This window comes from Mycobacterium sp. 852002-51163_SCH5372311 (genome assembly GCF_001667115.1).
Taxonomy (GTDB): domain Bacteria; phylum Actinomycetota; class Actinomycetes; order Mycobacteriales; family Mycobacteriaceae; genus Mycobacterium.
The window spans coordinates 20,866-41,981 of record NZ_LZIJ01000012.1 but is presented as its reverse complement, the minus strand read 5'-3'; the positions used below and the strand labels follow the sequence as shown (position 1 = coordinate 41,981).

Annotated in this window: 14 protein-coding genes, 2 tRNA genes and 1 pseudogene; 6 read left to right on the top strand and 11 right to left on the bottom strand. The window is 65.0% G+C overall.

What is annotated here, in order from left to right; all coding sequences use genetic code 11:
- Positions 1 to 353: pseudogene (locus tag A5791_RS26300) on the top strand (serine/threonine protein kinase); the annotation flags it as partial.
- Positions 350 to 2,230 (top strand): Stk1 family PASTA domain-containing Ser/Thr kinase, encoded by a 1,881-nt coding sequence (pknB, locus tag A5791_RS01265; protein ID WP_067229714.1) that lies wholly within the window; start codon positions 350 to 352, stop codon positions 2,228 to 2,230. The pseudogene A5791_RS26300 and the gene pknB, both read left to right, overlap by 4 nt.
- Here the strand turns inward: pknB and A5791_RS01260 are convergent.
- Both A5791_RS01260 and A5791_RS01255 read right to left on the bottom strand, forming a co-directional pair.
- On the bottom strand, positions 2,208 to 2,888 hold the full coding sequence (locus tag A5791_RS01260) for an aminodeoxychorismate/anthranilate synthase component II (RefSeq protein ID WP_067229711.1): 681 nt from the start codon (positions 2,886 to 2,888) through the stop codon (positions 2,208 to 2,210). The genes pknB and A5791_RS01260 overlap by 23 nt on opposite strands.
- A 15-nt stretch (positions 2,889 to 2,903) precedes the next feature.
- A complete protein-coding gene (locus A5791_RS01255) occupies positions 2,904 to 3,683 on the bottom strand; it encodes a DUF881 domain-containing protein (RefSeq protein ID WP_067229707.1) in 780 nt (259 codons plus the stop codon).
- Positions 3,684 to 3,850: 167 nt separating this feature from the next.
- Here A5791_RS01255 and crgA point away from each other — a divergent pair, with 167 nt between their 5' ends.
- Entirely contained in the window at positions 3,851 to 4,132 is a 282-nt protein-coding gene (crgA, locus tag A5791_RS01250) for a cell division protein CrgA (protein ID WP_067229704.1), read from the top strand.
- A gap of 155 nt (positions 4,133 to 4,287) precedes the next feature.
- On the top strand, positions 4,288 to 4,704 hold the full coding sequence (locus A5791_RS01245) for a PH domain-containing protein (RefSeq protein WP_067229699.1): 417 nt from the start codon (positions 4,288 to 4,290) through the stop codon (positions 4,702 to 4,704).
- Between the two features lie 95 nt (positions 4,705 to 4,799).
- On the opposite strand, the gene A5791_RS01240 is transcribed toward A5791_RS01245, so the two are convergent.
- A complete protein-coding gene (locus A5791_RS01240; protein WP_067229696.1) occupies positions 4,800 to 5,348 on the bottom strand; it encodes a peptidylprolyl isomerase in 549 nt (182 codons plus the stop codon).
- A 140-nt stretch (positions 5,349 to 5,488) separates the two neighbouring features.
- Here A5791_RS01240 and cwsA point away from each other — a divergent pair, with 140 nt between their 5' ends.
- A complete protein-coding gene (cwsA, locus tag A5791_RS01235) occupies positions 5,489 to 5,914 on the top strand; it encodes a cell wall synthesis protein CwsA (protein WP_067229693.1) in 426 nt (141 codons plus the stop codon).
- Positions 5,915 to 5,971: 57 nt separating this feature from the next.
- Here the strand turns inward: cwsA and A5791_RS01230 are convergent, their stop codons facing one another.
- The 3 genes from A5791_RS01230 to A5791_RS01220 all read right to left on the bottom strand — a co-directional run bounded on the left by A5791_RS01230 (position 5,972) and on the right by A5791_RS01220 (position 10,513).
- Entirely contained in the window at positions 5,972 to 7,207 is a 1,236-nt protein-coding gene (locus A5791_RS01230; protein ID WP_067229690.1) for a cytochrome P450, read from the bottom strand.
- A gap of 124 nt (positions 7,208 to 7,331) precedes the next feature.
- On the bottom strand, positions 7,332 to 9,947 hold the full coding sequence (locus A5791_RS01225; protein WP_067229687.1) for a LuxR C-terminal-related transcriptional regulator: 2,616 nt from the start codon (positions 9,945 to 9,947) through the stop codon (positions 7,332 to 7,334).
- 263 nt (positions 9,948 to 10,210) lie between these two features.
- Entirely contained in the window at positions 10,211 to 10,513 is a 303-nt protein-coding gene (locus A5791_RS01220; protein WP_067229683.1) for a hypothetical protein, read from the bottom strand.
- A 420-nt stretch (positions 10,514 to 10,933) separates the two neighbouring features.
- Here A5791_RS01220 and A5791_RS01215 point away from each other — a divergent pair, with 420 nt between their 5' ends.
- Positions 10,934 to 13,483: an adenylate/guanylate cyclase domain-containing protein gene (locus A5791_RS01215; protein ID WP_369827998.1), complete on the top strand. Its 2,550-nt coding sequence runs from the start codon at positions 10,934 to 10,936 to the stop codon at positions 13,481 to 13,483.
- A gap of 179 nt (positions 13,484 to 13,662) precedes the next feature.
- Here the strand turns inward: A5791_RS01215 and A5791_RS01210 are convergent.
- From A5791_RS01210 to gyrB, 5 genes are all read right to left on the bottom strand, one after another.
- A tRNA-Ala gene (locus A5791_RS01210) sits at positions 13,663 to 13,735 on the bottom strand.
- 151 nt (positions 13,736 to 13,886) lie between these two features.
- Positions 13,887 to 13,960 (bottom strand) — tRNA-Ile (locus A5791_RS01205).
- A 65-nt stretch (positions 13,961 to 14,025) separates the two neighbouring features.
- Positions 14,026 to 14,943: a DUF3566 domain-containing protein gene (locus A5791_RS01200; RefSeq protein WP_067229679.1), complete on the bottom strand. Its 918-nt coding sequence runs from the start codon at positions 14,941 to 14,943 to the stop codon at positions 14,026 to 14,028.
- A gap of 65 nt (positions 14,944 to 15,008) precedes the next feature.
- Entirely contained in the window at positions 15,009 to 18,794 is a 3,786-nt protein-coding gene (gene gyrA / locus A5791_RS01195) for an intein-containing DNA gyrase subunit A (protein WP_067229676.1), read from the bottom strand.
- Between the two features lie 36 nt (positions 18,795 to 18,830).
- The gene (gene gyrB / locus A5791_RS01190) at positions 18,831 to 20,864 is read right to left on the bottom strand and encodes a DNA topoisomerase (ATP-hydrolyzing) subunit B (protein WP_067229722.1); all 2,034 of its coding nucleotides are present in this window, start codon (positions 20,862 to 20,864) and stop codon (positions 18,831 to 18,833) included.
- Between the last annotated feature and the right edge of the window lie 252 nt (positions 20,865 to 21,116).

The following is a 21,116-nucleotide window of genomic DNA, read 5'->3' as shown; positions in this document are numbered from 1 at the left end:
GGTCCCGGCCGTCGACCGGCGGCCGTCGCCCGCCGGCACGGCGCACCTTCTCCTCCGGGCAGCGCGCGCTGCTGTGGGCCGCCGGGGTGCTCGGAGCCCTGGCGATCATCATCGCCGTGCTCATCGTCATGAATCGCGGTGGAAACGAGTCGCCCACACCGACGTTGACCGACACCGGAACCCCACCGGCCAGCAACACGCCGAGCGGGATGGCGTCCGGCCAGCCGGGACTGAATTGGACGGATCGCGCCCAAGCGGGTAATTCTGGACGTCAACCGGCCGAACTCGGCTGGGTTGTCAGGTTGATGCCGCAACCCGGTTCGTCGCCGGCCCGACTTGAGACACCGGAATGACTACCCCCCAGCACCTTTCCGACCGCTATGAACTGGGCGACATCCTCGGTTTCGGGGGTATGTCCGAGGTTCATCTGGCCCGCGACCTCCGCTTGCACCGCGACGTCGCGGTAAAGGTGCTGCGCGCGGATCTGGCCCGCGACCCCAGCTTCTACCTGCGCTTCCGGCGGGAGGCGCAGAACGCGGCGGCGCTGAACCACCCGTCGATAGTCGCGGTGTATGACACCGGCGAGGCGGAAACGCCGTCGGGTCCGCTGCCCTACATCGTCATGGAGTACGTCGACGGCGTCACGCTGCGCGACATCGTGCACACCGACGGTCCGATGCCGCCCCGGCGGGCCATCGAGATCATCGCCGACGCCTGCCAGGCGCTGAACTTCAGCCACCAGAACGGCATCATCCATCGCGATGTCAAGCCGGCGAACATCATGATCAGCACCACCAACGCGGTCAAGGTGATGGACTTCGGCATCGCCCGCGCCATAGCCGACGGCGGCAACAGCGTCACCCAGACGGCGGCGGTGATCGGAACCGCGCAATACCTCTCGCCCGAACAGGCCCGCGGCGACTCCGTCGACGCGCGGTCCGACGTCTACTCACTGGGCTGCGTTCTTTACGAAATCATCACCGGTGAACCGCCATTCACGGGCGACTCGCCCGTCGCGGTGGCCTACCAGCATGTCCGCGAAGACCCGGTTCCGCCGTCGGAACGGCACGAGGGGATTTCCGCCGACCTCGACGCGGTCATTCTCAAGGCCCTGGCCAAAAACCCCGACAACCGCTACCAGACCGCGGCCGAGATGCGTGCCGACCTGGTTCGGGTGCACAACGGCGAGACGCCCGAGGCGCCCAAGGTGCTGACCGACGCCGACCGGAGTTCACTGCTGTCGTCCGGTGGTGGCGGGTACGGGGGCTCCCGCACCGACCCGTTGCCCAGGCAGAACTTCGACGACGACGACGGCGAGCGCGGCGGCGGTTCGATCGGCCGCTGGGCTGCCGTGGTCGCCGTGCTGGCGGTGCTGACGATCGTCGTCGTCATCGGCTTCAACACGTTCGGCGGAAGCCCCCGAGACGTTCAGGTGCCCGACGTGCGCGGTCAAGTGTCGGCCGACGCCATTGCCTCGCTGCAGAACAAGGGCTTCAAGACACGCACCCAGCAGAAACCCGACTCGACGATCCCGCCCGACCATGTCATCGGCACGGAGCCCGGCGCCAACACCTCGGTGGGTGCGGGCGACGTGATCACCATCAACGTGTCGACCGGCCCGGAGCAACGCGAAATACCCGACGTCGCCTCGATGACCTACACCGAGGCGGTTGACCGGCTGAAGCGGGCCGGATTCAGCAAGTTCAAGCAGACGACGTCGGCGTCAACCCCCGAGCAGGCGGGCAAGGTCATCGGGACGAACCCCCCGGCCACCCAGTCGTACGCGATCACCAACGTGATCACCGTCATCATCGGCTCCGGGCCGGAGACCAAACAGGTCCCCGACGTCAAGGGTCAGACCGTTGAGCTGGCGCAGAAGAACCTGACCGTCTACGGCTTCAGCAAGTTCAGTCAGGCCGATGTGGACAGCCCCCGCCCGAAAGGCGAGGTGATCGGCACCAATCCGCCCCCGGGCCAGCCCGCCGCCGTCGACTCGGTGATCGAGCTGCAGGTGTCCAAGGGCAACCAGTTCGTGATGCCGGACGTGCGCGGCATGTTCTGGGTCGACGCCGAACCGCGACTACGCAACCTGGGATGGACGGGCGCACTGGATCGGGGCCCCGACGTGGACGCCGGCGGAGCTGGGCACAACAAGGTCATCTCGCAAAGCCCGACGGCCGGGACCCCGGTCAACTTCAACGGGATCATCACGCTGACGTTCGGCCAGTAGCCTCGATTTCCGTCGGCAGGTGTGGCCGCACCGCGGCGAGCACCTCATTCTCCAGCCGACGCACCAGTGTGTCGTCTCGTGTCCACCCGCAGAACTCCAGCCAGTTGGCCAGCATCCGGTGGCCGCCTTCGGTCAGGATCGACTCGGGATGGAACTGGACGCCGTGGATCGGTAATTCGGTGTGTCGCACACCCATGATCACGCCGCTGCGGGTGCGCGCCGTGACCTCGAGCACCCTCGGCAGCGACTCCGGCAGGATGGTCAGCGAGTGGTACCGCGTCGCAGTGAAGGGATCCGGAAGCCCTTGCAGCACACCGATATTCGTATGGAAGACCTGGCTGGTCTTGCCGTGCAGCAGCTCGGGGGCGCGGTCGACGGTGGCACCGAACGCCACGCCGATGGCCTGGTGTCCCAGGCAGACCCCCAGCAGCGGGGTCCGCGCCGCAGCGCACGCACGCACCAGATTGATCGACGCGCCGGCCCGTTCCGGGGTGCCCGGACCCGGACTCAGCAGCACGCCGTCGAAGTGCTGGACGGTCTCGTCGGACAACCGGGCGTCGTCATTGCGCCACACCTGGGCCTCGACACCGAGCTGTCCGAGGTATTGCACCAGGTTGAAAACGAAGCTGTCGTAGTTGTCGACGACCAGAATCCGCATCGTGCCAGGCTACCTTCAGTAGCCGATGGGGCCCGCGGGCTGCGCGAAGTGCATCCGGACCGGCTCGGTGCGCCCGACGATCTGCACGTCCGGCTTGACCTCCTCGCGGTAGCCGAGACCGAACCGCACCACGTACTGCTTGTAGAGGGTCACCAGGGGAGCGCCGGCAAGGGCGGCCTGCATGGCCGACGCATTGCCGATCGCCGTGATCGCGTACGGCGGGCTGTAGGTGCGGCCGTTGAGCAGCAACGTGTTGCCCACACAGCGGGGCATCGAGGTCGCAATGATTCGCTGGTCCTGCATCTGAATCGCCTCGGCGCCCGCGCTCCACAACGCGTTGAGGACGGCCTCGATATCTTGCTGATGCACCACCAGGTCGTCGGGGGAGGCGTCGCGCGGGAAGCGGCCATTGGTGTCGCGCTGCGCGTCGTCGAGGGTCACCACCAAACCCGGCCCGTGGACCGGGTTCATGCCCGCCTCACCGGCCAGCTCGGCGGACCGCCTCAGCATCGCCGCCAGCGCGGCGTCCGAAGACCTGCCGTGCGCCGCGTCGATCTTGGCGGCCAGCGCATTGCGCTCGGCATCCAGACGGCTCACCGATGACCGCGTCTCGCGGACCAGGTCGACCAGCCGCGGCGCGTCACTGCGACGGATTTCGGCCCCGCCGGATACCCCGTGCGTGGCGGCCAGCAGCAGACCGGCCAGCAGGCACACCAACGGCACACCGAAACGCCAGGGTGAGCGACGCGCGTTCGTCGCCTCCTTGGCGTCCTGTGCGTCCTGCGCACGTTTCATCGGAGTTCCGTTCCTCGGTCGCGGTCCCAGGTGGGTTAGTCTCGTAGCCAAGCTATGCCCGAGCGTGCCTGGGCATGCACTCGCTATCGTTGCATCCGTCCCGCTTGCTGCGTTGTCGAGGTATTGAGCTAGTTCCCGAGTAGTCCCCGAGGTAGCCCGAGGTAATCATGCCCAAGTCCAAGGTCCGCAAAAAGAACGACTTCACTGTCAGCGCGGTGAGCCGCACACCGGTGAAAGTCAAGGTCGGACCGTCGAGCGTGTGGTTCGTCGCGTTGTTTGTCGGTCTGATGCTGATCGGCCTGGTCTGGCTGATGGTGTTCCAGTTGGCGGCGGTGGGCAGCCAGGCCCCGGCCGCGCTGCACTGGATGGCGGAACTGGGGCCGTGGAACTACGCGATCGCGTTCGCTTTCATGATCACCGGATTGTTGCTCACGATGCGCTGGCACTGAGCAACCTTAGACACGTGATGAATTCATTTTGGTGCCATCTCTTTACTGAGCCAGCAACTTTCCGGTCCCTCAATCACACGCGTGTGATTTATCCCCACTGTTGATAGCGCTTGTGGATAACTGCATCGACAGTGGTGGGAGGGTGTAGAACCCTCATGCAGCAAACTCAGTGGGAGCCTCCCGCCGCCGGAATCGCTGGTTGCGGCGTTGCGGGCGTCGTGATGGCTATTGTCGGTGTGACCGTGGTCACAGATGTGCCAGGGCGCGTAATGGCGGGCATTGCCGCACTGGGTTTGATCTTGTTTGCGGGCTTCTCGTGGCGCGCGCGTCCAAAGCTGGCAATTACCTCCGCCGGTCTGGCCTTGCGGGGGTGGTTCCGCACGCAGCTATTGCAACCCTCCGACATCAAGATCATCCGGATCACGGAGTTTCGCCGCTGGGCCCGCACCGTGCGGTTGCTCGAGATCGAAACGGTCGACGGCGGTCTGACCGTGCTGTCCCGTTGGGACCTCGGGACCAATCCGCTGGACGTGCTCGACGCGCTCACCGAGGCCGGCTACGGCCTCCCATAAGCACCCTCCCGGCGAGCGTGCGCGTATGTGCACCGACACGCCCGTTGCGGACGGCATTTTGCGCACTGCCGCGGGGGCCGGCCGCCCGTGCCGACTTAGGAGATCGTGATCGACTCGATGACGACCGGCTCGGTGGGCCGGTCGTTGCCATCGGTGGGCGTCGTGGCGATGGCGTCGACGACCCGCTGCGACTCGGGGTCGGTCACTTCACCGAAGATCGTGTGCCGGCGGTTGAGGTGAGGTGTCTGCCCGACGGTGATGAAGAACTGTGAGCCGTTGGTGCCCGGACCCGCGTTGGCCATCGCCAGCAGATAGGGCTTGTCGAATTGCAGCTCGGGGTGGAACTCGTCGGCGAACTTGTAGCCCGGGCCGCCGCGGCCGGTTCCCGTCGGGTCGCCGCCCTGGATCATGAAACCCTTGATCACCCGGTGAAAGACCGCGCCATCGTAGAACGGACCGGAAGGCCCGCCCGATGCGTTCTGGGTCGAGTATTCCTTGGTTCCCTGCGCCAGGCCGACGAAGTTCGCGACGGTCTTGGGCGCGTGGTTTCCGAACAGGGCGATCTTGATGTCACCGCGGTTGGTGTGCAGCGTGGCGGTGGCGGTCTGATAAGGGCTGTTGGTCACGGGAACACAGTCTGCCATCAAGCGGGCGCGGGGCCGCACCGGGTGTCACCCGACGCGGCGTGCCCGCAACGTGCCCGCGAGCGGCCCGATGGTGGCAGTCTGTGGAGGTATCAGGGCAGCGACGGCTAGGACCTCGAAAGAACGCAGAAAGGCGGCAGATGAGCGCGAAGACGCAAGCCCGGCTAACCCCTCAGGAGCGATTGACCCGCGGCCTGACCTACTCAGCCGTGGGCCCGTTGGACGTCACACTCGGCCTTTTCGGGATCGGGCTGAATTCCGCGCAGACAACCGCGTCGTCGCTGCGCCGCCGCTATCAAGAAGGCAAGCTGGCCAGGGAACTCGCTGCCGCGCAGGAATCACTCGCTCAAGAACTCGCCGCAGCCCAAGAGGTGGTCACCAACCTCCCGCAGGCATTCCAGGAGGCCCGCCGATCCCGGCGACACAACAAGCGGCCGTGGCTGATCGCCGGCGCCGCCGCTGCGACGCTGGCCGTCGGGGCCGTCACCTTCAGCATCGTGCGGCGCTCGATGCGTCCGGAGCCGTCGCCCCGGCCGCCGAGCGTGGAAGTCCAGCCGCGGCCCTAGGCGCGGCCGGGGACTAACGGCCTTCCCGGAGAACCCGACAGCATTTCTGTCAGCAGGCTAGGCGGCGTCGAACTGAACCGGAAGCGTTGCCGGGCCGGTGATTCCGACGATCGGCTTCCACACCGACGGCCCAGTGTGACGCAGATTCCGCATCCGGCCGGCCATCACCCGCAGCGCCTCGGCAAGCTCGCGCCTGGCGAGGTTCGCGCCAAGACAGTAGTGCGCGCCCGCGCCGAATGTCTGCATCGGCGCCGCGCCCTTGCGCGTGATGTCGAGGCGATCCGGCTCGTCGAAGACGCTGGGGTCGCGGTTGGCGGCGGCCGTGTTGCACAGGACGAAGGTGCCTGCCGGAATGATGACCCCTTCCAGCTCGACGTCCTCAGCCGCGATCCGCATCACGCCAAAAACCACTGGGGAATAACGCATCACTTCCTCCGCGGCCTTCATCGCCAGCTCGGGCTGCTCCGCGAGGAGTTCCCATTGCTCGGGATGGTCGCAGAACACATCCACCGCCGCGGCTACTTGGTTGCGAGTGGTGTCGGTGCCCGCCATCAGAATTCCGGCCGCAAGCATCCGCAACTCTTCGATGCTCAGCCGGTCGCCATCGTCCTCGGCGCGGATCAGTTCGGAAATCAGATCGTCGGTGAGTGAATGGCGCCGATCGGCCACCATGTCGTCGATGTACCCGTCGAGTTCTTCCCACGCCGTGAGGATTTCGCGCTCGTAGGCCGCGACGTTCCACGTGAAGAGCTTGAAGAAGTCGTCGGCCCACGCGGAAAAGCGCCGCCAATCCTGGCGAGGAGCACCCAGGAGCGCGCTGATGACCGGAACCGGATACGGCCGAGCGACGTCCCCGACAATCTCGCAGCGTCCCGTGGCCATCAGCGGGTCGATCAACTCGTTGAGGATGTCCGTGATCGTGGTGTCGAGTCGGGCCACCGACCGCGGCGTGAACGCCTTCGACACGAGTCGGCGAAGCCGGGTGTGATCGGTGCCGTTCATGGCCAGCAAGCTGGTGCTCGTACGAAACCACAGCGGGCCGGAGGTGATGCCCTGTGTTTCGAGGCCGAGCCCCGGGGGTGGGCTGAACCGATGGTCGCGCAGCGTGGTGTGCACCAGGTCGTAGCTCAGTATCTCGGGGCCGTGCGGCCCCATCGCGATCGAGCTCTGCTCAAGCGCTTTTCGGAGGTTCCGGTGAGCCTCGTCGGGACTCGGGGCCTCTTCGTACCCGACCGCAGGAAGGTCAGCTTCGAACACGCTCGGGGTTTTCGATCCAATGACAGCGACACTCACGATGACCTCCCGGGCTCGCGACGATTTTCGACGCCTTCAATCCTCGGGACGAGCGCAAAAGCTCAATAGCGTAGTCGACTACTTGTGTTGCGGCAGGGCCTCGCAAATGTGGTTTCGCGCGGGCTCAGCGTCCGCCGCGACCGGCGCTCAGGATGGACGCCAGCTCTTCGCGAGATTGGGCACCCACCCGTTGACACGCGCGATATACGTGGCCCTCGACGGTGCGCACCGACATCACCAACCGTTCGGCGATCTCGCGGTTGGAAAGGCCGGCGACGACGAGTTCGACGACGCCGCGCTGGCGGCCCGACAGGGGAAGACCCACGCGGCTGCGCAATGCCGGCGTGTCCAGCCCACCGCACTCGTCCGCCAATTCCCGCGCGAGCGCTGCCGCATAGAGGCCGCGCTTGCTTCGGTCATTGCGGGTGAACATCGCGGCCGCCTGCGCTGCGGTGTCGGCGGCCGCGGCCCGATCACCGATGGCCCGGTACTCGGATGACGCTGCCAGCAGCCCATCGCCATCGTTGGCCCGCAGCGATTCCGTGTGTCGCGCAACCGCATTGGCGAGCGGCAACGACAACGCCCCGGCCAGTTCGCGCGCGCGTTCCGCACCGCAGCTATCACCCCACTGGGCCGCGGCCTGGATGCAAGCGAGCTCGTGGGTCGGCTGAGCGCGCTCGCGCGCCTGCGCGGCCGCGGCCCGCGCGGTCTCGACAGCGTCGGTCAGGCAACCGCTGGTGGCCAACGCCCAACCGGTCGCCAGGGCCAACCCGGTGTGCATGAACAGGTAGTCGGGCGGAACACACGACCGGGCTTTGGCCGCCGCGTCGTTGGCTTCCTCGGGCTGGCCCAGCTTGGCGTGTGCTTCAGCCAACGCAAAGCAGCTAGCGGGGTGCAGGCCCGTTGTGACGCTGTGCCTTTGCACCCCTGCCTGCGCTTCGTGAAGGAGTTTCACCGCGTCGCCAGCGGCGCCGCGAACCAGCTCGGCCTGACCCAACAGGAATGCCAGGTTTGCATAAGCAAGGCCAGGAACATCGCGCGCTGAGTCGGCGAGCTGCGCTGCGGCAGTAATGAATTCGTCGATGCGGCCGGTCAATCGGCAGGCCCGGCCGTAGACAGCACCGAACCAGAACCGCATGTGCGACGCCTGAAAAGACGTGGTAGCGCGACGCAATGCCTGCTGGGCGACAGATGTGAGGTCGTCAACGTCTCCCAGCGCGCCCATTGCCATGATCAGCGCCAGCGATGCCATCATTGCGTGAAAATCCGGCAAATCCGCGGAACTCAGTGCGGCTCTGGCCTTTTCAGCGGCTGATACACAGCGCGCGGACACCGCGTCGACGCAGGCTTCGACAGCGGTGCGCTCCGCCCGCTGCGACGGAGTTTCCTGCATCCGCGCCAAGCCGTCGAGGATCTCCGCGGCGTCGTTGGGTCGGCCAAGCATCCAGACCAGGTTGGCCGCCCGCACCGTCGCCCAATGATGCGCGTCCTCACAGCCTTCACCGATCTCCCGCAAGGCCGTTTCCGCCTGCTCGCCGCGACCGAGAAGTACCAGGTTCATCGCCCGAACCCCCATGGCGTCGGCTAACCCCGCTTCGGTAGCAGCGGTTGCAAATCGATCAGCCAGGGTGAGATCGAGCAGCGTCATCGCATGCCGTGCCGATTCCAGGTACAGCTCGGGGTGGGGGTCGAGGTCGGACTCGAGGGTGAGCAGCGCCCGGCGCACGGTTGCGCGCATGTCGGCGTCAGGGTCTTTCGCCAGCCGTTGCGCCAACCTGCCCCGAATTCTCGACAAGTACATCTCGCCTGCCGTTGCGCGGCGCAGTTCACCAAGGAGCGGGTGCGCCAGCCGCGTCATCAGTGTGTCGCCCGTACGCTCAACGCTCACCAGATGCATCTGCTCGGCGACCTCCAGCTCGTCGCGTCCCACCAGGTCGCACAACACGTCCACCGCCAAGGGCTCACACTGCGACAACGTGTCGACAACCAACGCCAATTGCGGGGTGAGACAACTGAGCTGCCGCCCAACCGCGTCGTGCAGGCTCGCCGAGACCGCCACGTCGTCGTCCCACATCCACACCCCGGCCACTTGCCGGATCCGTCCCGCCGCAAGCTGGGCACTCAACAGCTGACGCAAAAACAATGCGTTGCCCGCGGTGAGCTTCCACAACCGATGGGCGCTGCGAGAATCGACGGCTCCGCCAAGCGTGCTCTCGATCAAGCCGCGGGTGGACTCTTCGGACAGGGTCGCAAGGTCCAGACGGGCCAACAGACCGTCTTTCCACAGCGCAGTCACCGCGTCGGGCTCGTCGCCACCCGTGCGCACCGTGACGACCAGGCGAGTCCCACGCGACTGCGCCAGCTGGTGTACAACGAGTGCAGACAATCCATCGAGCAGGTGCGCGTCGTCGACACCCACCAGAACGCGGCCCCGGCCTTGTTGGGCGACAAAGGAATTGGTGACCCGACGCACGTTGGTCAGTGGATCGGCCATCTCGTCGCCGAGCGATCCGATGAACGCGCCCAGCGGCAGCGGGCGCGCCGATTCCGTGCCGACGACCCAGTTCGTGCGCTCGCCGGCGGCTTCGGCGCGACGAAGGACTTCGCGGGCGAGCGCTGTCTTGCCCACGCCCGCGTCTCCGACGATTACCACGCCGGAGTACCTACCCGCCCCGCCTAGTGCGCGGTGAATGGCGGCTAATTCGCTGTCGCGCCCTGTCAACGGATCTCCGCTGATCACACGGCGACTATAACCATGCGCCAGCCACCAAACGAGACCATTACTCGACTATTTCAAGTCGTTCGCCGGCGCGCTGACTCATCAGTCTTGTGCGCGGCGCTGATAGTCCCAGCGCTCCAACATCGCCTGCAGATAGCTGACACCCACGGCGAAAGTTGGTGCCCCGATCAGGACCAGCGCTACCACAACGGCGTTCACGGCCTCCCCCTTTGCGAGCGACTAAAGCCAAAGCGGCGCGAACTGCTGCCCGAGTCCGTAGCGGGTTACAGGCGATCCATTTCCCGCGACATGCAGGCGTTCTCAAGGAAGGAATAGCGCTTCGGATAGTCCCCGCGGGACGCGCGCACGTCAGGTGTTGATGCCGCAAGCATCCTGCGCATTGCGGTGACGACAACGGAGAGCCCGCCGGCCGACGGCCGCCGCGTCGTCGGCCGCACTGGCATCGCCGCCGCGGTGCTGAAGGCAACCTCTTGCACGGTGATCAATACCGGCGGCGGCACCCCGACTTGGGGGTTGGGCTCAGTATCCGGTGCGGCGAGGGCGAGGGTTTCTGCCGTTGCGGTCATTTCGGGCCTCCTTGTGGTTTCCGGCCAGGTCGACGGGCTATCGCCGTTGCTGTGCCCACCTTCCATTGCGTCCAGCTTCGCGTGCGCAGGCCGGGATGTACCGCGTAGTGGACTACGCGAATTTCCGTTCGCAGCTACGCGGCGGGTGCCTCGGCGCAATGGCGGATGGCCAGGGGCCGGCGCTCCTGGCGTTGACTGCGCTGAGGGCGCGCCACACTCGTATTCTTGCGCCGCACACCCAGAGTCAACGGCAAAGTGCGGTCCTGAGCAGGGGTTTGTGTGACATCCTGTGCGGGTGGCCGCCGGGGTCGCCCCTACCGGGGTGGTGACCTTTTTGTTCACCGACGTGGAGGGCTCGACCCGTCGGTGGGAAGCCGACGCCGATGCGATGCGCGCCGCGCTAACGCCCACGATCAGGTATTGCGTACCGCGATCGAAACCCACGGCGGCTGGCTGTTCAAGCACACCGGTGACGGGGTGTGCGCGGCGTTCGCCTCGCCCAGGTCAGCGGTGGATGCGGCGGTGGCCGCGCAGCGGGCACTGGACTTGCCGGTGCGGATGGGCATCGCCACCGGCGAAGCCGAACTGCGCGACGGCGACTACTTCGGCACGGTGCTCAACCGTGCGGCGCGGGTGATGGCCGCCGGGCATGGTGGTCAGATTCTCGTGGCGGACTCGACGGCGGGTCTGCTTGCCGGAGTAAACCTGGTCAATCTGGGGCCGCGTAGGTTGCGGGATGTACCCATGCCCATAGCGATGTTTCAAGTCCAGGCGGCGGGACTTCGGACGGAGTTTCCCCCGTTGCGGGCGCTCGATACCACTCCCGGAAATCTGCGGCCTGCGACTACCAGCTTGATTGGACGTGAGTCCGAGGTCGCCGAGCTTGAAGCGGCGGTCAGGGCGCATCGCTTGGTGACGCTGACCGGTGTGGGTGGGGTCGGTAAGACCCGTCTGGCAATAGAAGTCGCAACGCATCTGGCTGATGAGTTTCCTGACGGCGTTTGGTTTTTCGAGTTGGCCGCGGTGACTGACCCGGCGGCGGTTCCCGATGCCGTAGCAGCGGTGCTGGGCATCACCCAGCAACCGGGTAAGACCGTCAGTGAGTCGGTGGCCGCTGCGTTGGAGGGCCGGGTCCGGCTGTTGGTGATCGACAATTGCGAGCACGTCCTCGCTGCCGCCGCTGACTTGATCGAAGCGATACTCGCAAGGTCGGCGACTGTACGAATCCTGGCCACCAGCCGCGAGGGACTCGGAGTCCCAGACGAGCAGGTTCGGCCGGTGCGCTCGCTGGACGCCGCCGCCGGAATCGACTCCGCGGCCGTCAGCCTGTTCGTCGAACGCGCACAGGGCATTTCGCCGAGTTTCTCGATGGTCGACGGCGATGAAGCCACCGCAGTCACCGAGATTTGTCGGCGCCTGGACGGGATTCCATTGGCCATCGAACTGGCCGCCTCCCGGATGGCGTCGATGACCGCCAGTGAAATGCGTGACCGTCTTGATCACCGCTTCAGGCTGCTGGTCGGCGCGCGGCGCGGCCTGGAACGTCACCACACGCTGCGCCACGCCGTCGCCTGGTCCTACGACCTGCTCGACGACACCGAAAAGACAGTGCTGGAACGCTGTTCGGTGTTCGCGGGCGGCTTCGACCTCCAAAGCGCCTGCGCGATAGCCGGATTCAGCAACTCTCACGTCCTCGACGAGTACGCCATCCTCGAGGTGCTCGACGCTCTGGTGCGCAAGTCACTGCTCGTCGCGGACCAGTCTGCTTCACGCACACGTTTTTCGATGCTCGAAACGATCCGCCAGTTCGCCGAGGAACAACTCGTCACATCCGGTGCGGCAGAAGCGGTCCGGACCGCCCACGCGCGGTACTTCGCCGGACGGGAAACCGACATCATGGACCTGTGGGACAGCCCGCGCCAGCGCGAGGCCTACGACTGGTTCACGGTCGAGTTGGCCAACCTGCGCACGGCGTTTCGGTGGGCTGCCGATCAAGGCGACCTGGACGCGGGCGCCGCCATCGCGGCGTATGCAGGGTGGCTTGGCCCCTGTCTCGAGAACGGCGAACCGACAACTTGGGCCGAAGAGTTGATAGAACCCCTGCGCGGCGTCGAACATCCTCGACTCGCCGCCGTTTGTGCTGTGGCGTCGTTGTGCATGGTCGTCGGACGCTTCGAAGAAGCCGTGCGCTATAGCGAGATCGGCCAGACAGTCATCGCCGCTGCGAGCGATAAGGTGTCGTACTTCGGCGAGGTGTGGCTCGGCCTTGCCTATCTGTTCGTCGGCCGGCCCGAACGTTATCTCGAGCTAAGCCGCGCCCAGCTGGCCCGCACCGGCGAAGCCAACATATGGGCCAGGGTGCATCTGGTGTCCGCTTTAATCTCCTCCGGTTCGACTGACGAAGCGATGGTCACCGCCAACGGCCTCATCGACGCCGCCGAAGCCAGTCAAAATCCGATGGTGCTTGCGTACACACTTAACGTGTGCGGGTATGTGTTCCGCGACGCTGATCCAGGCCGTGCGCTCGAGGCGTCGCGCCGCGGTGTGACCGTCGCGCGGGACAGCGGCAACCGAACGTATGAGACGCAATTTTCGCACTGGCTGGCCGGAATTGAGATCGAACACGGGGACCGGGCGGCGGCGTTGAATCACCTAGACGTGGCCATCCGCAACATCCATGAGTCGGGCAACATCGGCACGTTGCATATCTCGCTGGCATTCCTGGCCGTTGCCCTCGACCGGCTCGGACGCTACGAACCAGCGGCCACCATCACTGGTTTCGCAACGGTCAATCCCGTGGCCGCACGGGAACTCGGCGCAGCGATCACCCACCTCCGCGAGGTTCTCGGCGACCAAACCTACGAATCGCTCGCCCGCAAGGGTGAATCCATGAACACCGCCGCCATGGTGACCTACGCCTACGACCAAATCGACCAGGCCCGAACAGAACTGAACGCGGTCTCGGAATAGAGACCTTCGGTGACGCCGAGGTGTCGAATCAGTGGAAACAAACCAGTGGCAATCACTGACATCACGGCCTGACACCGCTGCTCAGCCACGCTCAACTCCCTCATCTAGGCAGTGTCAAGGATCAACCGAAACAGCTGTAAAGAATCAGAGAATCAGCCGAGGCAATACCCAGCAAAAAGTGGAGCCTAGGGGAATCGAACCCCTGACACCTGCCTTGCAAAGGCAGTGCTCTACCAACTGAGCTAAGGCCCCTCGACGCCACGGGGTGGGCCATCGGGTGGATCGGTCACCGCCACATGCCACACCTCGACGTCGCGTCGGGACCGCACCACCGCCACCACCACAGCGAGCGCTGCCAGTGGCAATGCGAGCCTCACACAACGTCTTGACGAGCACATGGTTGTGGGCCTAGGAGGACTCGAACCTCCGACCTCTTCGTTATCAGCGAAGCGCTCTAACCGCCTGAGCTATAGGCCCGTACACGGGTACGGCCGAGCGACGAGATTACCGCAATCGACTCCCCACTCCCAAAAGCCGCTCGACTAGTCCAGATCGGCGAGGGTCACTTCGATGCCGCCGATCAGGTCGGTGGCCAGGTTGTAGATGAACGCCCCGATGGTCGCCATCGCGGTCAGCAGCACAATGTTGACCAAGCCGATCAGCACGGCGCCGCCGAAGATGGTGCCGCTGGAAACCAGCTCACCGGCGCTGCCGCTGGTGTTGTTCAGCAGGTCACCGACGTTGCTGTTGAGTTTGGCCCATACACCCATGCCGCCGAGCACCAGGTACAGGAACGCGACCGCGATCATCCAGACGAAGAACAACGCCACCGAGAGCAGCAGTGACACCTTCAAAGTGCTCCACGGATCGATCCGGCGGATCTGCATGCTGGCTCGAACCGGTCCCCGGGCCCTTCGCGACACGTGCACCCGGCCTTCGCGCTTTTCTCGCGCCTCCCGGGCTTCGCGTGCCTCCCGGGCTTCGCGGGCCTCGCGGCTTTCGGTTGTCTGTGTACGGGCCGTGCTGGAGGTGGTGGCCGTCTCCGAAGCCCGCTCGGATGCGGGTTTACGCTGCGGGGATCGTGGCGGCCCCGACAGATCCGGCAACTCGCTGGCGTAAGCCTCGGTCGGCGGCCCGTCGCTGCGTGCCGGTCCGGCATCGAAATCCTGGGTCTCGTTCAGCGCGTGGCTCGACGAGCCGGCCGCCGTCCCCGAAATGAAGCGGTTCAGCCGCGCGTCGATGCCGCTCGTCGGGTTCGACGGTCTCGGCTCCGCCGGTGCTTCCGGCGCGGACCGGCTGGCGCGTGCGGCGCCCCGCTGCCATGGCGGCGAGTCTCCGGCCTCGGGGCTGCGGCCCGTCGATTCCGGCGCCGCCCGGTGACTACCGGTCCGCTCGACAGCACCGTCCCCATTCGAGTTATCGCCCTTTTTGGGGGAGCCCGACTCGTTCGGTGAGTTCACCCCGACTCCTAACCTGTGTACCCAGGCCAGCCTGGGCAGTGCAGTCGCATTATTCCTAGCCGGGCTCAGGCCCGACCACCCGACTCCTCCGCACCGTCGGTTTCCACCCCGTTGTCGTCGCCGCTTTCCTCGGCGTTGCGTGCGATGGCTAACAGTGTGTCGCCCTCACCCAAGTTCATCAAGCGAACGCCCTTGGTCTGCCGTCCCGCCTTGCGGACCTGGCGGGCCGCCGTGCGAATGACGCCGCCCACGGAGGTGATGGCGTACAGCTCGCTGTCGTCGTCGACAATCAACGCCCCAACCAGCCTGCCACGCCGGCGGTCGTACATCACAGTCAGCACACCCTTGCCGCCGCGGCCCTGTACTGGGTACTCCTCGATCCCGGTCCGTTTTGCGTAGCCGCCCGACGTCGCGACCAGCAGGTAGGTGCCCTCGCGGACGACGTTCAGCGACAGCAGTCGGTCGTCGGTGTTGAAGCGCATGCCCTGCACACCGGAGGTGGCCCGGCCCATCGGCCGCAACGCCTCGTCGGTGGCCGAGAACCTGATCGACTGGCCGTTGGCCGAGACCAGCAGCAGATCGTCGTCGGACGAGCACAGCACCGCCCCGACCAGCTCGTCGTTGTCGCGAAGATTGATGGCCACAATTCCGCCCGAGCGGTTGGAGTCGAAGTCGGTCAGCTTGGACTTCTTGACCAGACCGTTGGCGGTGGCCAGCACCAGGTATGGAGCATCCTCGTAGCTCTTGATCTGGATGACCTGGGCGATTCGCTCTTCGGGCTGGAAGGCCAGCAGGTTGGCGACGTGCTGACCACGCGCGGTCCGCGCGGCCTCCGGCAGCTCGTAGGCCTTGGCCCGATACACCCGGCCCTGGGTGGTGAAGAACAGGATCCAGTCGTGCGTCGAGCACACGAAGAAGTGCCGCACGATGTCGTCCTGCTTGAGCCCGGCGCCCTGCACGCCCTTCCCGCCGCGTTTCTGGCTGCGGTAGAGGTCGGTCTTGGTGCGCTTGGCGTATCCGGTCTCGGTGATGGTGACGACGACGTCCTCGCGGGCGATCAGATCCTCGTCGCTGACGTCGCCGTCGGCCGCGATGATCCGGGTGCGACGGTCGTCGCCGTGCTTTTCGACGATCTCGGCCAGTTCGTCGCGCACGATGGCGCGCTGCCGCTCGGGCTTGGCCAGAATGTCTTCCAGATCGGCGATCTCGGCTTCGATCTTGGCCAAGTCGTCGACGATGCGCTGACGCTCCAATGCGGCCAGGCGCCGTAGTTGCATGTCGAGAATGGCCTGGGCCTGGATTTCGTCGATGTCGAGCAGTTCGATCAGGCCGGCCCGCGCGATGTCGACGGTTTCCGACGCCCGGATGAGCGCGATGACTTCGTCCAGCGCGTCGAGGGCTTTCACCAATCCGCGCAGAATGTGGGCCCGCTCGTTGGCCTTGCGCAGGCGGTAGGTGGTGCGCCGCACGATGACATCGAGTTGGTGTTCGACGTAATAGCGGATCATCTGATCCAGGCGCAGCGTGCGTGGCACCCCGTCGACGATCGACAGCATGTTGGCGCCGAAGCTCGTTTGCAGCTGGGTGTGCTTGTAAAGGTTGTTCAGCACCACCTTGGCGACCGCATCGCGCTTGATCTCGACGACGATGCGCAGGCCAACGCGGTCGCTGGATTGGTCCTCGATGTTGGAGATGCCCGCCAGCTTGCCGTCGCGCACCTGCTCGGCGATCGAGGTGATGAAGTTGTCGTGGTTGACCTGATAGGGCAGCTCGGTGATGACCAGCGACGTGCGACCGCGCGAATCTTCTTCTACCTCGACAACTCCGCGCATGCGAACGGAACCGCGGCCCGTCTTGTACGCGTCGTGGATGCCCTGGGATCCGACGATCAGCCCAGAGGTTGGGAAGTCGGGGCCTTTGACCCGCTGCATGACGGCGTCCAGCGTGGCCTCTTCGTCGGCGTCGTGGTTTTCCAGGCACCAGAACACCGCGTCGGCGAGCTCGCGCAAGTTGTGCGGCGGGATATTGGTCGCCATGCCGACCGCGATGCCGCCGGAGCCGTTGGCCAGCAGGTTCGGGAACCGGCTCGGCAGCACCGTCGGCTCCTGCACGCGGCCGTCGTAGTTGGGGATGAAATCGACTGTCTCCTCGTCGATTTCGCGCAGCATCTCCATCGCCAACGGAGTCAGTCGGGCTTCGGTGTTGTGGCTGACGAATCCGTTGGTCAGGAAGGCGTGATCATCGGTGTCGACGCGCAGGCTATACACGGGTTGCACGCCCGCATCGGAGACGGCGGCGACTTTGGCGTAGTAGAACCGGCCGTCGGTGAGTTCGGTTGCGATGGCGCGGACATCGGGATCTGCTATGTGGGACAGGATTTCCGCGCCGCGGGTGCGCCATTGTTGGATGCGGTCGATGTTGTGGCGATTCAGAAAATCCTTGTCGACCCAGTGGCTGCCGCAGTGCTCGCGGATGAACTTTGCCAAGCCGGGAACGTGGTCGGTGTCGCGGCCCGCGCAGGGTGGCATGGACGACAGGATCCCGGTCAGCTTGGTTTGTTTGGCCCCGCCGAAACCGATCTGCGAGGCGAACATTTCGGCCTGGGCACGGTTGGTGATGACGACCTTATATTCGCCGACGGCGTGGCGGTAGCGCTTCGATACGACTCCGAACTCGAGCAGTATCTGCTGGACGTCTTTGGCCAGCCGTTCGCTGCGGGTCGAGTAGGAGATCTGAATCGTATTGCGCGGCAACGCGGAGCAAGATCCGTCGCCTTCGAATAATGCCTGCAGGAATACGCGCTTGACGGCGGCGGGGGAGTGCCACAGCCACTCCGGCACGTGCTTGTCAGCCGAGCGCTGCCCCAACATCTCCCATAGACGGGTCTTTTTGAATTCCGTGAGGTTGTGAATATCGAGCTCGAGCAATGTCGGCCCGGAGGCAATAGTCCGCGGTGATACGTACCGCCGTCCTCCGACCACCGCGTCGTACGCGCCCACGACCATATTGAAGTAGTCGCGGTCGAGATTGTTGAATCCGGCACGCGAGTCAGACACAAAGCCCTCACTGATGAACGCCCCCAACAGGAGGGCTTCCATGACGTCATGCCAGTCAGCGGGTCCCAATTCCGTTGGAGGAGTGCGCTGCAGCACCACATAGTCGTCCGAACGGATTTCCTCGATCAGCCTCCACAGCAGTGTCGGTACACCGCCGACGTCGACCAGGCACAGCAAGGGGTGGTTCGACGTGCCGGTGACCTCGTAGCCTTCAGTGGTACGCACCGTGTAGGTCTGGTGCTCGCCCGAATGGAACAACCGGTCGGCAACAACGGGGTCTCCGTGCCGATCGACGACTTTCAGCTCGATGGCGTTATCGGAGTTGGGCCGGGCACCATTGACGACGTCACGGATCCGTACTGATTGCCCAAAAGGCAAGCGCACCAATGCATCTCCAGACACGCAATAACGCATCGCGGCCGGAGGATCGTTACCCGGAGAGCCGAAGTTGCCCTGCCCGTCGACCAATGGATACCGCAGCGACCACGGCTGCGCCATGCGCACCAACGTGTCGTAGATCGACGCGTCGCCGTGCGGGTGGTAGTTGCCCATCGTCTCAGCGACCGACCGCGCCGACTTGGCGTGGCTGCGGTCCGGGCGGAACCCGGAGTCGAACATCGCGTAGAGCACCCGGCGGTGCACCGGCTTGAGGCCGTCGCGCACCTCCGGCAGCGCGCGGCCCACGATCACGCTCATCGCGTAGTCGATGTAGCTGCGCTGCATCTCCTGCTGGATGTCGACGGGCTCTATCCGGTCGCCGGCCTCGTCGCCCGGCGGCAGCGTGGTATCAGTCATGTGTTCCTCGGATTGGTGGACTGGCGCGAGACGTCATCAGACATCTAAGAAACGAACATCCTTGGCATTGCGGGTGATAAAGCTGCGTCGGGCGTCGACGTCCTCGCCCATCAGAATGGAGAACAACTCGTCGGCGGCGGCGGCATCGTCCAGAGTCACCTGACGCAGCACCCGCACCGAGGGGTCCATCGTGGTCTCCCACAACTCCTTGGCATCCATTTCACCCAGACCCTTGTAACGCTGGATGCCGTCCTCCTTGTTGATCTTCTTGCCGGCCTTCAACCCGGCCTCCAGCAGACCGTCGCGCTCACGGTCGGAATAGGCGAACTCCGGATCCGAACGCTGCCACTTCAGCTTGTACAGCGGCGGCTGCGCCAGAAACACGTGCCCGTTCTCGATGAGCGGCCGCATGAAGCGGAACAGCAAGGTCAGCAGCAGAGTTGAGATGTGCTGGCCGTCGACGTCGGCGTCGGCCATCAGCACGATCTTGTGGTAGCGCAGCTTGCTGATGTCGAACTCGTCGTGGATGCCGGTGCCCAGCGCGGTGATGATGGCCTGGACCTCGGTGTTCTTTAGCACCCGGTCGATGCGGGCCTTCTCGACGTTGATGATCTTGCCGCGCAACGGAAGAATCGCCTGGAACATCGAATCGCGGCCGCTTTTCGCCGAGCCGCCGGCCGAGTCACCTTCCACCACATACAGCTCGGACTTCCGCGGATCGGTGGATCGGCAGTCGGCCAGCTTGCCCGGCAGTCCACCGAGGTCGGTTGCGCTCTTGCGGCGCACCAACTCTCGCGCCTTACGCGCCGCGATGCGGGCCTGCGCCGACGAAACCGCCTTGTTCACAACGGTTTTGGCTTCGGTCGGGTTGGCTTCGAACCAGTGCGTGAGCTGTTCGTTGCAGACCTTCTGCACGAACGACTTGACTTCGGTGTTGCCCAGCTTGGTCTTGGTCTGCCCCTCGAACTGCGGTTCGCTCACTTTCACCGAGATCACCGCTGCCAACCCCTCCCGGATGTCGTCGCCGGTGAGGTTGGGGTCTTTGTCTTTGAGCAGCTTCTTGTCCTTGGCGTACTTGTTCACCACCGATGTGAGCGCGCTGCGGAAACCCTCTTCATGGGTTCCGCCCTCGTGGGTGTTGATGGTGTTGGCGAAGGTATGCACCGATTCGGAATATCCGCCGTTCCACTGCATCGCGATTTCGACTTCGTGACCTTCACCCTTTCCCTCGAAAGCGATGACGCTCTGCTGAATTGGGCTCTTGGTGCGGTTGATGTGCTTGACGAAGTCGATCAGACCGCCGGGGTAGTGGAAGGTGCGGTGTTTGACCTTGTGCGGCGCAGTCGATTCGGCGGCCTTTTCCTCCGCGGACTTGGGTGCTTCAGCGGTATCGCTGACAACCTCCTCGACAACCTCGTCCTGCTCCACCCGCTCGTCAGTCAGATTGATCGTCAGACCTTTGTTGAGAAACGCCATCTCCTGGAGCCGGCGGGCCACGGTCTCGAAGTCGTACTCGATGGTTTCGAAGATGTCCGGGTCCGCCCAGAACCTGATGGTGGTCCCGGTCTTCTTGGTCGCCTCACCCTGTTTGAGGGTGCCGGGCACGGCGTGGTCGTAGAACTGCGACCACTCGTGTCCATCGCGTTTGATATCGACTTCCAGGCGGGTCGACAGCGCGTTGACCACTGACACACCGACACCGTGCAAACCACCGCTGACGTTGTAGCCGCTGTTCTCCCCGCCGAATTTGCCGCCGGCGTGCAGTTGGGTCATAACCACGTCGACGGTGGGGGCGCCGGTGGCGTGCATGGCGACCGGAATGCCGCGGCCGTTGTCGGTGACCTCCACGCTGCCGTCGTCGAGCAGACGCACGTCGACCTGATTGGCGTAGCCGGCCATCGCCTCGTCCACCGAGTTGTCGACCACTTCCCAGATGAGGTGGTGCAAACCACGTTCGCCGGTGGACCCGATATACATGCCCGGGCGTTTGCGGACAGCCTCCAGACCCTCGAGGACGGTAATCTGTTCAGCGCCGTAGTTGGCTTGGGTCTTCTTCCTCTGGGCAGCCACGGTCGGAATGCTCTCCTTGGGGTTGCATGCGAGCGGTTCAGTCACCGCAGCGGTCGCATCCGTCCACTCTACCGTGAGCGACCGTCAGCACCGATTTTCTGGGCGCGTTTCTACCTATCTGATTGCGCCGTGTGCTTGACATCTCCGTTCTGGTCGCGTCCGGACGTTTGCCACGGGTGTCCGTTTCGTTCTAGCGGCTCTGAGCCCGCCGTGGTCCAACACTTGTTGGACGTCGCCGCAGGCCGCTGGGTT

Excerpts from the sequence above, each read along its gene's own strand:
- pknB (WP_067229714.1), top strand. The coding sequence starts at position 350 with ATGACTACCCCCCAGCACCTTTCCGACCGCTATGAACTGGGCGACATC.
- A5791_RS01260 (WP_067229711.1), bottom strand. The coding sequence starts at position 2,888 with ATGCGGATTCTGGTCGTCGACAACTACGACAGCTTCGTTTTCAACCTG.
- A5791_RS01255 (WP_067229707.1), bottom strand. The coding sequence starts at position 3,683 with ATGAAACGTGCGCAGGACGCACAGGACGCCAAGGAGGCGACGAACGCG.
- crgA (WP_067229704.1), top strand. The coding sequence starts at position 3,851 with ATGCCCAAGTCCAAGGTCCGCAAAAAGAACGACTTCACTGTCAGCGCG.
- A5791_RS01245 (WP_067229699.1), top strand. The coding sequence starts at position 4,288 with ATGCAGCAAACTCAGTGGGAGCCTCCCGCCGCCGGAATCGCTGGTTGC.
- A5791_RS01240 (WP_067229696.1), bottom strand. The coding sequence starts at position 5,348 with ATGGCAGACTGTGTTCCCGTGACCAACAGCCCTTATCAGACCGCCACC.
- cwsA (WP_067229693.1), top strand. The coding sequence starts at position 5,489 with ATGAGCGCGAAGACGCAAGCCCGGCTAACCCCTCAGGAGCGATTGACC.
- A5791_RS01220 (WP_067229683.1), bottom strand. The coding sequence starts at position 10,513 with ATGACCGCAACGGCAGAAACCCTCGCCCTCGCCGCACCGGATACTGAG.
- gyrA (WP_067229676.1), bottom strand. The coding sequence starts at position 18,794 with ATGACTGATACCACGCTGCCGCCGGGCGACGAGGCCGGCGACCGGATA.